Source organism: Micromonospora sp. SH-82 (assembly GCF_051132485.1).
In the GTDB taxonomy this organism is placed as follows: domain Bacteria; phylum Actinomycetota; class Actinomycetes; order Mycobacteriales; family Micromonosporaceae; genus Micromonospora.
On sequence record NZ_CP148049.1, the window covers coordinates 3,217,099 to 3,234,101 of the forward strand.

8 protein-coding genes and 1 CRISPR repeat array (1 of these 9 running past the window's edge) are annotated in these 17,003 nt (G+C 69.9%); all 8 genes read left to right on the forward strand.

Annotation, left to right across the window (positions count from 1 at the left end; translation table 11 throughout):
- The first annotated feature begins 67 nt into the window (after nucleotides 1-67).
- On the forward strand, nucleotides 68-1,342 hold the full coding sequence (locus tag WHN02_RS14795; RefSeq protein WP_434739322.1) for an exonuclease SbcCD subunit D: 1,275 nt from the start codon (nucleotides 68-70) through the stop codon (nucleotides 1,340-1,342).
- Between the two features lie 20 nt (nucleotides 1,343-1,362).
- Nucleotides 1,363-4,389, forward strand: coding sequence for an AAA family ATPase (locus WHN02_RS14800; RefSeq protein ID WP_434739323.1), 3,027 nt, complete (start codon nucleotides 1,363-1,365; stop codon nucleotides 4,387-4,389).
- A 2,366-nt stretch (nucleotides 4,390-6,755) separates the two neighbouring features.
- Nucleotides 6,756-7,991 (forward strand): type I-G CRISPR-associated RAMP protein Csb1/Cas7g, encoded by a 1,236-nt coding sequence (cas7g, locus tag WHN02_RS14805; protein WP_434739324.1) that lies wholly within the window; start codon nucleotides 6,756-6,758, stop codon nucleotides 7,989-7,991.
- Nucleotides 7,988-9,505, forward strand: a complete 1,518-nt coding sequence (gene csb2, locus WHN02_RS14810; RefSeq protein ID WP_434739325.1) for a type I-G CRISPR-associated protein Csb2 — start codon at nucleotides 7,988-7,990, stop codon at nucleotides 9,503-9,505. Before cas7g ends, csb2 begins: the two co-directional genes overlap by 4 nt.
- Entirely contained in the window at nucleotides 9,502-12,237 is a 2,736-nt protein-coding gene (gene cas3g / locus WHN02_RS14815; protein ID WP_434739326.1) for a type I-G CRISPR-associated helicase/endonuclease Cas3g, read from the forward strand. Before csb2 ends, cas3g begins: the two co-directional genes overlap by 4 nt.
- Nucleotides 12,234-13,280: a hypothetical protein gene (locus WHN02_RS14820; protein ID WP_434739327.1), complete on the forward strand. Its 1,047-nt coding sequence runs from the start codon at nucleotides 12,234-12,236 to the stop codon at nucleotides 13,278-13,280. Before cas3g ends, WHN02_RS14820 begins: the two co-directional genes overlap by 4 nt.
- On the forward strand, nucleotides 13,280-14,872 hold the full coding sequence (gene cas1 / locus WHN02_RS14825) for a CRISPR-associated endonuclease Cas1 (RefSeq protein ID WP_434739328.1): 1,593 nt from the start codon (nucleotides 13,280-13,282) through the stop codon (nucleotides 14,870-14,872). The genes WHN02_RS14820 and cas1 overlap by 1 nt, the downstream gene beginning before the upstream one ends.
- Complete coding sequence (cas2, locus tag WHN02_RS14830; RefSeq protein ID WP_434739329.1) at nucleotides 14,869-15,171, forward strand: CRISPR-associated endonuclease Cas2; 303 nt, start codon at nucleotides 14,869-14,871, stop codon at nucleotides 15,169-15,171. Before cas1 ends, cas2 begins: the two co-directional genes overlap by 4 nt.
- 185 nt (nucleotides 15,172-15,356) lie before the next feature.
- Nucleotides 15,357-17,003: a CRISPR direct-repeat array (repeat unit 36 nt; unit sequence GCCGCAGCTCCCGTCGGAGCTGCCCTTCATTGAGGC); it runs 68 nt beyond the window's last position.

Genomic DNA, 17,003 nt, shown 5'->3' on the forward strand with positions numbered 1-17,003 from the left:
CGAGGCCTGTCGGCGAGGCATGGACGCCCCCGGCGACAACCACATAGTCGGAGATCGTGGTGGTGAAGTGGAAAGTGCCGCCGGCCATATCAGACAACCGGCCGTTCGGCCGTCGGGACACTCCCGATTTTCGGCCGGGAGTGTGGTCGGCTGGGGTGATGTGCTGCCGTTGGGGGGTGTCCTAGCGTCACCGCTCGTGCGTTTCCTTCACACTTCGGACTGGCATCTGGGGCGTCATCTGCACGGGCTCAGCCTGCACGATGCACATCAGGCATTCATCGATCACCTCGTCGAGGTTGCTCGCGACGAACGAGTCGACGCGGTGCTCATCGCCGGTGACCTCTACGACCGGGCGGTGCCGCCGCCTGACGCGGTCGGTCTGTGGGACCAGGCGCAGACCCGACTCGCCCTGGAGGCGGAGACCAAGGTCGTCGTCATCGCGGGAAACCATGATTCGCCGGCGCGCCTGGGGGTCAGTTCCCGGTTACTGGAGCGGGCAGGGGTCCACGTCCGGGTGGGCACGGGCGCAGTGGGCACGCCGGTGCTCTTCGACGATGGGACGTCGAAGGTGGCGTGCTATCCGATTCCGTTCCTGGAACCGACGGCGGTGGTGGCCGACTGGGGGGTCGAGGATCGTAGCCACGCGGCGGCGCTGCAAGCCGCGATGGGTCGGGTCCGGTCGGACCTGGCTGCCCGCCCCGATCATCGGTCGGTCGTCATGGCCCACGCCTTCGTCTCCGGCGGGCAGGGCTGTGACACCGAGCGGGACATCAGCGTGGGTGGGGTGCAGCACGTTCCCGGCGCGGTGTTCGGGGGCGTCGACTACGTGGCGCTCGGGCACCTCCACGGACGGCAGCGCCTGGCCGACGGGTTGCGGTACAGCGGCTCGCCGCTGGCGTTCAGCTTCTCCGAGGCCACCCACATCAAGTCGTCCTACCTCGTCGATCTCGGACCCCAAGGGATGAGCCGTGTCCAGGAGATCCCCGCGCCGGTACCGAGACGGATGGCCCGGATCACCGGCACCGTCGACGAGCTGCTCAACAGCCCTGCCTTCAGCGAGTACGAGGAGTGTTGGCTCGAGGCGACCCTCACAGACCGGATCCGGCCGATGTCACCGCACGAGCGGCTCAAGGACCGGTTCCCGCATCTGCTGAAGCTGGTCATCCCGGGGCTGACCGCCGAGTTTGGTCACCGGGATCTCACCGCGCTCGACCAGATGTCTCCAGTGGAGGTGGCACTCGACTTCGTCTCCGAGGTTCGGGGTCGGTCCGCCGACAGCGACGAGGCCGCATTGCTCCACCGCACCTTCGACGAGCTGCGCCGACTGGAGGCGACCCGCTGATGCGACTTCACCGACTGACCATGACCGCGTTCGGACCGTTTCCCACGACGGTCAGCGTCGACTTCGACACTCTGACGGCCGACGGCCTGTTCCTGATCCACGGGGACACCGGCGCAGGTAAGACCACGATCCTGGACGGGATCTGCTTCGCCCTCTACGGAGTCGTGCCCGGCTTCCGGGACGACGCCAAGTCACTGCACTCCCACCACGCTGCCGCCGGTCTCGGCCCCCGCGTCGAACTGGACGTCACCCTGACCAACCGGCGCCTGCTGATCACCCGCACTCCAGAGTGGGTCCGTCCCCGGAAGCGGGGCAGCGGGACGACCCGGGCGACGGCACGAGTCGAGATCGTCGAACAGCTACCGGACCGGACCGAGTTCGTCACCGGGAACCACCAGGAAGCCGCCGCCCTCATCAGGGCGGAGACCAGCCTCGAAGCCGTGCAGTTCTGCCAGGTGGTCCTGCTGCCCCAGGGCGGGTTCGCCAAGTTCCTGCAGGCATCCCCCGACGACCGGCAGGGGCTCCTGCGGCGCCTCTTCGACATCGAGGTCTTCACCAGTGCCGAGCGGTGGCTGGCCGAGCACCGTACGCAGCTCGGCCAACAAGACCGCGGCGCCCTCGAAACGATCCGCGACCTGACTCAACGCCTCGCAGAGGTGATCAAGGTGGAGGCGCCCGCCGATCTCGACACACCCGGCACCCTGGGCGAGCTCGAACAGTGGGCCACCTCCCACCAGACCCGGATCGGCCACCTGGTCGATGCCCTGACCACGAGCGTGGCCGAAGCGACCGCCGAGGAACAACGCCTCGACAGGGCCCGGCAGTCAGCCACAACCCTGGCAGGCCAGCAGCGGGACTACCGGACAGCGGTCCAACAGCGCGACGAGCTGACCCTGCGCAGGCCGGAACGTGACGAATGGAAACGTCAGCTCGACCTGGCCCGCGAGTCAGCGACGCTGACACCGCACCTCGACCAGGTCGACCGCAGGCAGAGTGACCTGGAGCAGGTCCGCCGCACGACGATCGAACACCTCACACGGCTGCCCACCGACGTGGTCTTGCTGCCGGAAGGCCCGCTGACGCTCTCGGAGGACGGCGTGCCCGCCGTCGACGTCGCCGAGCTCGACCCCGAAACGCTGAACCGCGCCGAGCGGACCCGCAACGAGCAACTACACGCGGCCCAGGGGGCGATCGAGAGCGAGGCCCGACGTACGACCCTGTTGCGTCAGCGGACGATTGTCGGCAAGAAGCTCGAAGACCTGGCCGGCCGGACCGAGAAGGTCACGAGCCTGCTGGCCGAACTACCCCTCGAACGGGTCGAGGTCACCGCCCGGCACGAGCAGGCTCTCATGGAATCGGCCGGCCACGCTACCGCCGAACTTCTGCTGACCGAGGCACAGCAGCGGGCCAAGACATGCAAACGGCGCGACGACCTCACCGCCAAGCTGCCGACCGCCGAAGAGGAACGGCATACCGCCACCGACCGCCACCAGGCTGCAGAGGACCATCACCTCGATGTACGGCAGCGCCGGCTGGCCGGAATGGCGGCGGAACTCGCCGGCGAACTCCGGCCCGGGCAGCCCTGCGGAGTCTGTGGCTCCCCGGACCATCCCGAACCCGCACAAGCCGCCGCCGACGCCGTCACCGCCGCTGACGAAGAGCACGCCAAAGCCGAGGCGGGGAGACGGCTCGATGAAAGGCGCACCGCCGAGATCACCGTGGGACGTATCAACGCCCAGCTCCAGGAGATCACCGAAGCCGTCGGCGACCTGACGACAGCACAGGCGAAGTCGGCGGTCACCGAGGCACGCAAGGCGGTCCGGACTGCGACCGAGGCCAGCAAACTGGCCGACTCCCTCAGCGCCCAACTGGAAACCCTCGACGTACTGCTGAGCGAGCAACACGACGAGGCCGCCGAGGTCGGCCGTGAGGAGGCTACGGCGAGAACCCAGCTGGCCACCCTCACCGCCCAGATCACCGAACTCGACGAGACCATCGACGCCATCCGGGGTGAGGACAAGAGCCTGCGAGTACGGGTCACACGACTGACCGAGGAGATCGCTGAGGTCGGGACCGCAGCAACCAACCTGAGGGAGTGGCGACAGGCAGCGAAGGAACTCGCCGACGCGCAACGCGTAGCGGACGATCACCTACACCGGTCGGAGTTCGCCGACACTGCGGCAGCCCGCGCAGCGGCCCTGTCCGAATTCGAGGTCCTCGTACTACAGGAGCAGATCGAGGCCTTCGACGCCGACCACCACAAGATCACAGGACGAGTGCAGGACCCTGCGCTGCTCGCCGCCGCCCACGAACCACCCCCGGACGTCGAAGGCAGCGAACAGGCATACCAGGCGTCCCGACTGCAGGCCACCGAACTGCAGACCCAGCACAGCCTTGCCGTCGGACAGCACGTCCGACTGAGCGAGTTGACTCCCGACCTGACCGAAGCCCTCGCTCGCTGGAGACCCATCCGCGCCGAGTACGAGGTCGCCAACCGGCTCGCCCAACTCGTCGAGGGCAAAAGCACCGACAGCAACATCCGGATGACCCTCTCCACCTATGTGCTGACCCACCGGTTCCGACACGTCGTGACAGCCGCGAACACCCGACTCGGACAGGTGACCCACAACCGCTACCTGCTGCGCCACGTAACCGAGTCGGACACCGGCCGCCGCGCCGGCCGAAACGGCCTCGGTCTGTCCATCGTCGACGCCTGGACGGGTCAGGAACGACGCCCCTCTACCCTCTCCGGGGGAGAGACCTTCCTGGTATCCCTGTGCTTGGCCCTCGGGCTGAGCGACGTAGTCCTCGCCGAAGCAGGGGGCACCCAACTCGGCAGCCTCTTCGTCGACGAGGGGTTCGGGACACTCGACCAAGAGGCACTCGACCAGGTACTCGACGTTCTCGACGGCCTGCGCGCCGGAGGTCGCACCGTTGGACTCGTCAGCCACGTCGCCGAGTTGCGCAGGCGCATACCGTCGCGTCTCCACGTACGCAAAGCAGCCAATGGTTCCACCGTGCTCGTCGAGACCGAGGCGTCAGACTGATGGCACCGCCGCGATCGGTCCACCGCTCTCTACGACCATCTACCCAACCTCGACGTTGAACTGCGGACGAGTGGACGATGTTGCTTGGACACGAACAGGTCACGGCGATCTGGAGGCCAACGGCGAAGGCTCCGTCGTCCCGCCGGTGAGCGCGGACCCTTCGCGGGGGTGTTTCCCCAGCTCAGATTGCCAGCGTGTCCGATGACCTTGGTCGTGGGAGGCGACGCTCATGTCGGCGGAGCGGACCCTTCGCCGTAGCACAGCCCAGGAGCAGGTCAGGACCGGTAGAATCCTGACCCAGCCGCAGCTCCTCCCGGAGCTGCCCTTCATTGAGGCGCCGCCATTCACTTCCTGCACCCCGAGGCCCATGGCAATCGCCGCAGTTCCTCCCGGAGCTGCCCTTCATTGAGGCTTGAACTGCAGGTGTGCGAGGGCTTTCAGCATCGTCGCCGCAGCTCCTCCCGGAGCTGCCCTTCATTGAGGCTGCGACTACCCGACCGTCACCGCGAGCGCGATCACGGGCCGCAGGTTCTCTCGGAGCTGCCCTTCATCGAGGTCTGGTTGGACGGCCTGCCCCACGTCGCCAGGCTACGAAGAGGTTGTTCGTCAGATTTGCCCTTCATGGGGACCCAGGTTCGGACATGAATGTGAGCTGAGGCCGTAACCGGTTGGGGTGTCGGGCCGTTGGGGTGGGCGTGCGGCGCATCGGAGTGGCCTGACCGATGGGCAGGGGCAGTGGGCGGACCGCTCCTGTCGGTTCGACGAGGTCGGCACCCGTCGGGTTGCCAGGGGGTGCACCTGCCTTACTCCCTCCCGCCGAAGTCGATCACCAACGACTACCTTGACGGCGCCGGCCGAGCGGTCCACGAGTTTCCTTGCTGTTGGGCGGAGGAGGGGTCGGTCGGGTCGAGGGCGCGGGGGTGGTGGTGCCGGACGCGTACCCGATCCGGACGTCCATCCACGTCCCAGCCGCGACGGCCGGTGCGGGTGCGGGAACGAGGGTCCCGGGTCGTAGGTTCCGTTCCAGTCTTCTTCCGGTGCCCGGCGGAGCCCACCGATCGGCCCAGCGCGAGGCGCATGCGGCCGCCGGTGCGGTCCAGCTGGTATGGGCGAACTGGCCACTCGGGGTGTGAGGGCGGGAGTTGGTCGGCAGGCCCCGCATCGGTGGGATGAGGGAATGCGGTTCATCGGTCATCGACCGGTGTCCGACCGTGGTGAAGCATCGGCGTATGGGCGATTGTCGCTGTGTTGGGTGTCTCGTCAGGATGGATGATCCCCGCCCTTTCAAGCAAGGTGAAGCGTTGGCCCCTGCTCTTTCGAAGCTTCCGACCGATCGGGTCGTCTGGATCGAGGATTTCTGTCCAAGCGATGTGGACCTTGCGGTGGCGGTTTCGCCGTCCGACGTGCCAGCGGTCTTGGTTCAGCGGATTGCGCGAGGGTGGAGTCGGCACGCGGTGGTCACTGCCAGCCTGGACGGGATGGAGGCGGTGGCGGGGCAGTTGCTCCCTGCGTGGCTTCCTGGAGCAGAGGGTTCCGCCGCGTCGGGCGGTGCCGCGCCTGCCGCTGTTCGGGCACTTGCGATAGCGCATGCCGCCAGTAATGTCTACTATGGTCACTGTCTTGCTGACTTGGCGACCGGCTCTCTGGTCGGTTCGGGGCCACACACTCGGCGGCATCCGCCCGAGGTGCGTGCACTCGGGCTGGGGCGGGTGCTCGCGTCGGGGTTCGGACGGCCGATGTGTGTGTTGCTTCTGCAACCCCCTGATGACCTGAGCGACCGTGAGGCTCGGACCGTGGTCCAGGCGGCGCAGTGGTTGATCGACCACGGTCGGCTCGCGGTGTGGATCGGCGGGGGTCACTGTCACCCGGCTCGTCCGGGCCTCGGCTGGGCCACCTGCACCGGTCGTCCCTGGTGGCGGCCTTACGGTCGGACCGGGGGATCCTGCTGCGACGCTCCCCAGCCAGCCGAAGGTCAGCCGTCCCGGAAGACCTGCACCCCGCTGTGCCTGAGCCATCACCCGGCAGGCCCGCTGTCGGAGGAGGAGGTCATGTTCCGTGCCCAGCCCCACTTCGGCCTCTACTGGGGAGGAGACGACAAGCGGCTGACCGCGGTCGTCGAAGTGTGGGGAGGGGTGCAACCAGACTCCCATCGGTCGCAGGCCAAGACGATCAAGCCTCAATGAAGGGCACCCCTACCTGCCGTGCAGTGTGATGCAGGTCGGTCGGCTCGGCAACCACGACGCGACAGGCTCGGCGTGGCGTACGCCGCGTGCAGGGTCGTCTCCATAGAGTCATCTGACCAAAGACCATCAAGTAGCCAGGAGTCGGCCACCAGGAGGTGGTTCGACTGTCGAAGGGAGTCTTGAGTGCGTTCGATCGATCTGGGGTTGTTGCTTGCGGCGGGTTCGCCGGGTGGTTCCAGTTGTCTCACGTCGACCACCGTGTTGGAACCGGCCGGCGGTCGGCACACCTCCGTCGCACCGGCCAAGTTCGCCGAGCGCGGCAAGAAGGGCGGGGTGTACGCGTACGAGCAGCGGTACCTCGGTGAGGAGAGCCGGTACGCGGTGGTGATCGACTCGAAGCAGTCCCAGCTCAACCGGGCCGAGTCGACCCTCGCCCAGGCGATCGAGGACCGGCATCCGCTGCTGTCCCGGGTGCCGCACGTGCGGGTCACCTACGAACGGGACGGGGCTGTCGAACGCCACTACGACCTGACGCTGCCACATCGGGTCTTCGACGGGCACATCCGGGCCGGCAGCATCGACGGTCAGCCCACCACCCAGACGGCGGCGTACCGGGCGGTTCGGGACGCGACCCCGGCGAACGCGCGGGCACTGTTGGAGACGAGCCCGGTGACGTTGATCTTCGGTGGCTGGGACTCCAGCCGGCGCACCCGACAGGGTCGGTGGCGCAGCGCCCTGGTCGGGGAGATCATCGGGTTCGTCGCCGCGAGCCGGGACCGCAGCGGCGCGCTGACCCGGCCCGAGCCGGGGCTGCGGGGCGGAGCCCGGGTCGACCCGGTGGGTATGCAGATCAACCTCGGGAAGACGGCGATGGCCGACACCGCCACCCGGCAGCAGGCGGAGCTCAGCCCGTCCACCTTCGGCGAGATCGTCAAGGCGGCCAACGGCATCAAGGCCGGCGAGACGAAGTCGGCCTCCCCGCTCGGCCTCGGTGGCATCCCGCCCACGTTGGACCAGTTGGCGGGGGTCGCCTGCGACACGATCCTGCGTACCCACGTGTTGTCCTTCGCCACCCTGCGGCAGATGCGCTTCGGTGCCGGTGGCGAGGGCGACGCCGCGTGCCGGGCACTGTTGGCCGCGTTGGCGCTCAGCGCCCTGGCCCGCTCGGACGCCGAACTGTACCTGCGGGCGAACTGCGACCTCGTCGAGGCCGAGGCCCCGAAGGCCCGGATCGACCAGCGGGGCGGAGTGTTCCTGGACGTCGAGCCGCTCGGCATCGACGACGCCGACCTGCTGCTGGCCGAGGCGCTCGCCCATGCGGAGAAGGCCGCCGACATCAGCTGGTCCGGCCTCGCGATGCGGGTCGACGGCAGCCCGGACATCGTCTCCGGTGCGGCGGACACGGACGACAACTCGTGAGCTTCGCGATCGTCGCCGAGCCCCTCCTCGGCGTCTACAAGGGGCACGTGGGCAGCGGGCAGCTCGATGCGCTGCCGTCACCGGCGCGGCTGCACGCCGCCCTGCTCTGCGCGGCGGCGCAGGGCGTCCGGGCGGTCCCCGACGGGGACGGGCTGCGCCCGTGCGACACGGACCGGGACGCGTTGCGCTGGCTGGAGACGAACCCACCGGACGGCCTCGCCGTGCCGGAGACCCTCCGCAACGACGGTGCGGCGACGGCGTACCGGAAGGAAGGGCTGATCGTCAAGGAAGGCCGTGGACCGCTGTCGGAGAAACTGGTCGGCAAGCCCGCGGTCAGCGGGATCGCGGTGGCCGAACGGTTCGCCTGGACGTGGGAGCAGGCTCCGCCCGCGTCGGTGGTGGCCGCGCTGGTCGCGCTCTGCCCCGAGGTGCCGTACCTGGGCACCAGTGAGTCGCCGGTACGGCTGTCGGTGTCCGAGGCCGAGCCGACCCACCGCCTCGACCGGGACGCCGGCCTGTTCACCGGCGAGGGCCTGGACCTGGCGGTGGCCACGGCCGGTCGGGTCGACGCGCTGGAGGCGGCGCACCACGACACGTCGGTTCCCCCACCGCTGCGAAACGACGCCCACCGGTCGAGCGAGAAGACCGCCCCGCCGCCCGTCGTGACGAACGGCCTCGGCGTCGGCCGGTACGTCTCGCCGGAACCGCCGCCACCCCCGACGCCGTGGACGTCGGTGTTGCTGTTCCGGATGAACAGGCCGGTCCACCCGCACCTGCGGGTCCGGTACGCGGTCGCGGTGCACCGGGCGCTCGTCGCGCTCGTGGGAGACGGCGCACCGGCGGTCCTGACCGGCGCATACGAACAGGCTGTGCCCCGGCCGAGCAACAGGTGCGCCATCCAGTTCCTCGGCCCGGACACACCGCACGTCGGCGGTGCCGCGCTGGCCCTGCTCCTGCCCCGGTCTGCGAGCGAGGTCGACCTGACCCTGATCCGGATGGCGGTGCAACGGCTGCGGCACGTCAAGGTCGCCGCCGGCCCCTTCACTGTGGAGCCGCCGGTGGAGATCCCCGCCGACACCTTCTGGCCGGAACCCGCCGCCGGCACCGAACGGTGGTGGCAGACCGACCCGGTCGCCGTTCCGGAGACCCGACCGCCGCGCGGCGGCCCCTGGTCCCTCGCGGACGCCACCGCCCTGTCGGTCGCCATGGTGTGGCGGCACGAGTTCTCCGCACCCGGGCGCGGCGACGCCCGCTACCGTGCGTTGGCGGACGCTGCCGTCGCGCGCGGGGTCCGGGTCGAGTCGGCGATCCGGGTGATGGATGGCGACGTCGGCCGGTACGTCCACAAGGTGAACTCGGACGCGACGATCCAGCCCTACCGGGCGGTGCTCACCCTCGGCGACCTGACCGGCCCTCGGACGGTCGCCGCGATCGGGCAGAGCCGGCACCTCGGTGGGGGTCTGCTCGTGCCGAGGGACCTGCCCGCCGACATCGCCCGCAGGCTCGCCCGGTGAGCCTCGACCGCACCGACTTCGGTGCCTTCTTCGCCGCCGTCCGGGGTGGACACCGGCCGTTCCGCTGGCAGGAGCGACTGCTCGACCACATCCTGGGTACCGGTCGGTGGCCGGACCAGCTCGTTGCCCCCACCGGCGCGGGCAAGACCAGCGTCATCGACGTCCACGTCTTCGCTGTGGCGCTGATGGCCGCCGGTCACCCGGTCCGGGTGCCGCGCCGACTGGCCCTGGTCGTCGACCGGCGGGCCCTCGTCGACGACCAGCACGAACACGCCCGGTCCGTCGCCCGGCACCTGGCGCAGGCCCGAGGGGACCTCACCGTCCTCGCCCGGGTACGCGCCGCCCTCGAATCCCTGCGCGTCGGACGACCGGACCCTGCAGCGGCGCTGTCCACAGCGCTGCTGCGGGGCGGTGCCCCGCCGTCGCGGGCATGGCTCGACGACCCGGCCGGCTGCGCGGTGCTCTGCGCCACCCCCGACATGTGGGGTTCCCGGCTGCTGCTGTCCGGCTACGGGTCCCGGCCGCAGGCGTGGCCCCGCGAGGCCGGTCTGCTCGCGTACGACACCGTCGTCGTCATCGACGAGGCTCACCTGTCCCAGCAGTTGGTGACCACCGCCCGCCGAGTCGCCGAACTGGCCGTGATCGCCGACAGACCCCTCGACGTTCCGGCCCTCCAGGTGGTCGAGACCACCGCCACCCCCCGCGTCGACGCCGGGGTGGCGGTCGGCGTCGACGCCGACGACCTGGCCGTCGACGAGGCGCTGTGGCAACGGCTGACCGCCCCCAAACCGTTGACCCTCCTGCCGCTGGCGTCGTGGCCGATCCCGTCGACCGGACCTGCCCGCAAGGCGGGCGTCACCGCCCTGGCCGACGAGGCCGTGCGCCTGCGTGAGGCGTACGGGCCGACCGTCGGGTGTTTCGTCAACAGCGTCCCGGTCGCCGCCGCTGTCGCCGAGGAACTCCGTACCCGGGGCATGGCCACGGAGCTGATCTGCGGGCGGCTGCGACCCCACGACGTGGCCCGCCTCCGGCCACCGGCGTCGACCCTGCTCACCATCGGCGGCGACCCGCAGGTCGACGTGCTGGTCAGCACCCAGAGCCTGGAGGTCGGGGTCGACCTGGACCTGGCCGCAGCCGTGACGGAACTGGCCCCCGGCGGGGCCCTCGCCCAGCGGGCCGGCCGGGTCAACCGGCTCGGACGGCGTGCCACCGAGGTCAGCGTGGTGGTGCCGGCAGCCGACCTGCCTCCCGGCGCCCGGTCCGGCCCGTACCAGCCGGACGACCTGACCGCCGCCCACACCTGGCTGTTGCAGCGGCAGTCCGGCGACCAGGCCGGGTTGGCGCCGTGGGCGATCCGGGACCCCCGACCCCCGGTACCGGCGCTGCGGCGGGACCTCCTGCAACGCCTCGAACTGGCCCAGACCTGGCACCTCGCCCGCACCAGCGACGACCTCGCCGCCGACCAGGACGACCTGGACCTGTGGCTCTCCGACGACCTCGACGAACCCGACCACGAGATCGGCCTCGTCGTCCGACGCGCCCTGCCCGCCACCGAACCCGACGCCGTCCGACTGATCGAGAAGCTGCCACCCCGACCGTACGAGGTGTTCCCGGTCTCGATCCGCAAGGCCACACTGATTAGAGGGCGGCTGAAGCCGGGCTCCGTGCTGGTCCGGCCCGGCGACGACGCACCCCGTCCGCTGATCGACGACGACCGGTTGCGCCCCGGCGACCAGATCGTCATCGACGACACCACCGCCCTGTTCACCGCCGGGGTACCCGACCCGGACGGCACCCAACGGGTCGACGACGTGCTCGACGCCCTCGACGCCCCGGAACCCGGTGAGGTCGTACTCCGCACCGAGCGGGACACCGCCGCGCACCGCCGGTTCCTCGACGCCGTCGCCGACGCCGTCGACCCGGCCGAACCCGACCCGATCGAGATCGCCCGACTGCTGCGCGTCCACCGCACCGAGCTGACCCCACAGCCGATGGTGGCAGCCGCCGCCGACCTGCTCGACCGCCCGGCCAAGGAGCGGGCCGAGGCCGAGGTGACCCTGCACTGGCAGGACCCCGACGACGACAGGCCGGAACTCGTCCGCATGATCGTCGTCGACCTGCGCCGGGCGACCATCGACGCGGAACTCCGACAGACCTGGACCCCGCGCCGCAGGCCCGTCCCCCTCCGCCAGCACGCCGACGCCGTCGCCGACCGGGCCGCCACCGTCGCCGACCGGCTCGGCCTCCCCGCCGACCTGGTGGAAGCGCTGCGCCTCGCGGGCCTGCACCACGACGACGGGAAAGCCGACGACCGGTTCCAACGGTCGTTGCGCGACGGCCCCGCCCCGATCGAACCCCTGGCCAAGAGTGGGGTACGGGACATCCGCACCATCCGACGGCTACGCACCGCCTCGGGCCTGCCGACCGGCTGGCGACACGAGCAACTCTCCGTGACCCGCGCCTGGCCCGCCCTGTCCGCCCTCGACGACGACAGCCGGGAACTGGTGGCCCGACTCGTCGGCACCAGCCACGGACACGGCCGCCACGGCTTCCCCCACACCAGCGGGCAACTCGTCGACACCGCCGACGAGATCACCACCACCCTCTTCGACGAGGGCCTGTGGGACGAACTGATCGAACGCACACACACCCGTTGGGGAGTGTGGGGCTGCGCCTACCTGGAGGCACTGCTCCGCGCCGCCGACGGACAGGTCTCCGCGGAGGGATCATGACCGACTTCGTACTGGCGACCGCCGACCCGACGACGATGCTCTCCCACCTCGCCCTCTACGGACTCGCCGCGATCGCCGAAGACGAAGGCCTCGACGACGTACGGCTGTCGTGGACCTCGGGCATGACCCCCCGGCCGGTACTGAGCACGACACAGGCCACCGAAGAAACCCTCGGTGAGACCGTACGCCGCCACGCCGCCCGCCGCGACGCCCCCGACAGCTGGCCGAGGCGACCCCTCACCGACGGCGAGAACCGCGCGCTGATGAGCCCCCGCATCAGTGTCATCCCCGAACGGGACGGCTGGCGAACCCTGCAGGACCGGCGCCACCAGGTCCTCGACCAGCTCACCGACAGCCGGGCACTACTCGACCTGCGGCTGCTCGCCGCCCTCGGCGAACCCAGCTACTGGCGACGCAACAAGCAGGGCCAACGACTCCAGGACGACGGCGCCAGCCGCCTCGAGATGCAACCCCGCAACCAGGGGTCCGAGTTCGTCGGCAACCGGATCCGCCCACTCGCCACCGCAGTCGCCGCTCGGACTGCCACCGGAGTCATCGACGGCCTGCTTGGCCGCAGCAACCGCGACGAAATCGGCAAGGATCAACCCGCCAGCCGCACCCCCACCGGGTTTGCCGCACCGGGACCCACCGACAACGCCCTGGCCTGGTGCGCGTTGTGGGGCATTTCCCAGTTCCCCATCGCCCACCGCACCACCGGGTTCGCGACCACCAGCGGGCACATCGGACGAGGAACCGCCGGCTACTTCCTCGTACCCGTCTGGCAGGGCCGGTGGCGCACGGCCCGGCACCGGACGGTCCTCGCCAGCCGGCACCTGGCCCGATTCGCGGCCACCGGCCTCGACCCGAAGGAAACCGGCCGAAACCTCCACGACGACACGGCCCGCCGGGAATCCGCCCGCGAGTGGTTGGCCAGCCGAGGTGTCACCACAGTCATCAGGTTCCCCGTGCACCGCTTCGGCAGCGACAGCGCACCCGAACGCCGGGCCATGCTCGGTGACTTCCTCCGAATCGGGCACCGCTGATGCGTGAGCTGATCCCCATCAGCCTCGTCGCACACCACGCGTTCTGCCCGCGCAGGGCCTGGCTGGAAGCCGTCGGGGAGACCACCGACACCCACCAGGTGGCTGTCGGCATCCAGGCCCACCTGCCCGCCGACGACCCCACCGGGTCACGGTCCCAGCGCTACCGGGCGGTCGAGGTCGCCAGCCACGACCTCGGCGTCATCGGACGCTGCGACACCGTCGAACTCGACGACGACGCCGCCATGACCGTCATCGAACACAAAGCCACCCCGGTCCGGCGCCGACCCGAAGTCACCGAACCGATGCGAATCCAGGTCGCCCTCCTGTCCGGCGCCCTCACCGACATGGGCTACCCGGTCGCCGGGCAGGCGATCTACTTCATCAACCACCGCACCCGGGTGGACGTACCGGTGTCCGCACCCGACATGGCGCTCGCCCGGGAGATGGTGACGGCCACCGCACTCACCCTCGCCGCCGAGCAGGCACCACCCCCGCTGGAAGACGACCGGCGCTGCTCCCGGTGCTCCCACATCACCGTCTGCCTCCCCGACGAACGCCCCCTCGCGCCGGTGACCCGCCGGATCGTCGTGGCCGACCCGGACACGCAGGTCCTGCACCTCACCACACCAGGCTCACGGGCCTACGTCGCCCGCGGACGGATCGAGGTCAGCAAGAGCGGCGAGAAACTCGGCACCTTCCCGATCGAACGCGTGCAGGGGGTGGTCGTGCACGGCAACGTCGACCTCTCCAGCGGCCTCATCCGGGAGGTGCTCTGGCGCAGCCTCTCCGTCGTGTGGTGCAGCAGTTCGGGCCGGGTCACCGGATGGGCGCGGGCAGCGCAAGGCCCCAACGGCGGTCCACGGGTGCTCCAACACGTCGCATCCCACAACGGGCGCATCGACCTGGCCCGACAGTTCGTGGCCGCGAAAGTCGCCAACCAGGCGACGATGCTCCGTCGCCACGGCGACGCCCCGACCGTCGTGACACGGCTGCGGACCCTCCAGCGGGAGGCCCTCGAAGCGCCGTCGTTGACCGACCTCTTCGGCATCGAAGGCGACGCGGCAGCGCGCTACTTCGAACACTTCCTCACCATGCTCCGACCACAGGTCGTCACCGCCGAGGAGTTGAGCTTCTCCACCCGGACCCGACGTCCCGCCCGCGACCCGATCAACGCCGCCCTGAACTTCTGCTACGGCCTCCTCACCGCCGACACCCTCCGGGCCGTCGTCGCCTGCGGCCTCGACCCGCACGCCGGGTTCCTCCACAGCAGCGGACGCAGCAAACCCGCGCTCGCACTCGACCTGGTCGAGGAGTTCCGGGCACCCGTCGCCGACTCGGTCGTCGTCACCGCATTCAACAACGGCGAGATCCGCGCCCGCGACTTCTCCACCGTGCTCGGCACGACACGGATCGGCGAACGCGGACGCAAAGCCCTGATCTCCGGCTACGAACGTCGCGTCACCGGCACCTTCCGTCACCCCCTGTTCGGGTACGACGTCACGTGGCGGCGGGCGATGGAGATCCAGGCACGACTCGTGCTGGGAGTCATCGACGGAACCCAACCCCGCTACCAGGGAATTAGAATCCGATGAGCCTGGAGGACGTACGGCGCTTCCTCGTCGCCTACGACATCACCGACGATATGCGCCGCACGAAGGTAGCCAAGAAGCTCGAATCGTACGGCGACCGCGTCCAGTACAGCGTCTTCATCGTCGACGCCCGCCCGGCGAAGCTGCTGCGGCTCCGTACCCAGCTCGGCGATATCATCGACCAGAACACGGACTCGATCCTGTTCTGCGACCTGGGCACCCTCCGCGAGAACCTACGCCGGTCGCTCGATGTCGTCGGCTGCAGCCGGGACATCACCGATCACGGGCCGGCGATCCTGTAGACCTTCGGCGAAGGCTCCGTCGTGACGGCCGTGAGCGTGGACCCTTCGCGGGCAAGTTTCCCCAGCTCAGAAGCCTTGATCCACTTGTTGGTCGTCGACCCGACGGAGTCCAACGGGTCCTCCAGCGGCACCCTTCGCAACTGACCCACTCCAGCGCAGCTCAAAGCGGGTAAGATTTCAACCCAGCCGCAGCTCCCGTCGGAGCTGCCCTTCATTGAGGCAGGTAGGGCCGTCAGTAATGTGGTGGATGGGTCGGGCGCCGCAGCTCCCGTCGGAGCTGCCCTTCATTGAGGCCACGACCTGGTCCACGCCACCATGCGCCGGGTCTGGGCCGCCGCAGCTCCCGTCGGAGCTGCCCTTCATTGAGGCCGGGTCAACCGGGATGCGCTCTGGCGCATGGGGCACGCGCCGCAGCTCCCGTCGGAGCTGCCCTTCATTGAGGCTCAGTCATGGAGCACCGACCTCCCCGCCATGATGTCCCCGCCGCAGCTCCCGTCGGAGCTGCCCTTCATTGAGGCCTGTCCGGGCTGCGAGACAAGGGCATCGAGGTGGTCCCCGCCGCAGCTCCCGTCGGAGCTGCCCTTCATTGAGGCATCGGGTCGCCCAACAACCTCGGCCGACAGGTGCCGCCGCAGCTCCCGTCGGAGCTGCCCTTCATTGAGGCGCACTGGAGGAAGACCTCCCCGAGCGGTGGCGCTCCCGGGCCGCAGCTCCCGTCGGAGCTGCCCTTCATTGAGGCCTACTCTGTGACGCCTCGCGTCAGGTGCTCCGCAAGCCGCAGCTCCCGTCGGAGCTGCCCTTCATTGAGGCGTCACGTACCTCGCGCAGCAGGGGAGGAAACCGGCCACGAGCCGCAGCTCCCGTCGGAGCTGCCCTTCATTGAGGCGCCTTCTCGTCCTTCTCCCGGTCCAGCCGTTCCAGGCGCCGCAGCTCCCGTCGGAGCTGCCCTTCATTGAGGCGAGCAGGCCAAGCAGCGCGTGGAGTCCCTGGCGCTGCGGGCCGCAGCTCCCGTCGGAGCTGCCCTTCATTGAGGCTGGACGACCATGCCGGACGTCGGCGGGGTGCCGGCCGCAGCTCCCGTCGGAGCTGCCCTTCATTGAGGCCTCACCGCCGAACTGGCCCGGGTGCCCGCGTGATCCGCCGCAGCTCCCGTCGGAGCTGCCCTTCATTGAGGCATCGGCCAGGACCAAGAAGGCCGATGGGCGATCAACTGCCGCAGCTCCCGTCGGAGCTGCCCTTCATTGAGGCACGGACGGCCTGGTCGCCTGCACCGCCGCCGGTGACACCACCGGCCGCAGCTCCCGTCGGAGCTGCCCTTCATCGAGGCGTGGTGAGTCGGGGTCGGGCCCACTCGAAGGCGCAGGCCGCAGCTCCCGTCGGAGCTGCCCTTCATTGAGGCTTCCGCCGGCCCCGCACCACCAAGCCGGCCCGGGTCGAGCCGCAGCTCCCGTCGGAGCTGCCCTTCATTGAGGCGGCGCTCTCTGGGCCCTGGACCGTCGGCGTGTCGGGGCCGCAGCTCCCGTCGGAGCTGCCCTTCATTGAGGCTCGTGAATAGCGAAAGCCTCAGAATGCGAACCCAAAAGGCCGCAGCTCCCGTCGGAGCTGCCCTTCATTGAGGCTAAGATGGCGATAATTGACATAGATTCGGCTAGCGAGCCGCAGCTCCCGTCGGAGCTGCCCTTCATTGAGGCCCCTTGATCTTCGCCTGTGCGTCCGTCTGGATCCAGCCGCAGCTCCCGTCGGAGCTGCCCTTCATTGAGGCGCGTCGCGGCTGATCCGCAAGTGCCGGTGGGCGGCCGCAGCTCCCGTCGGAGCTGCCCTTCATTGAGGCT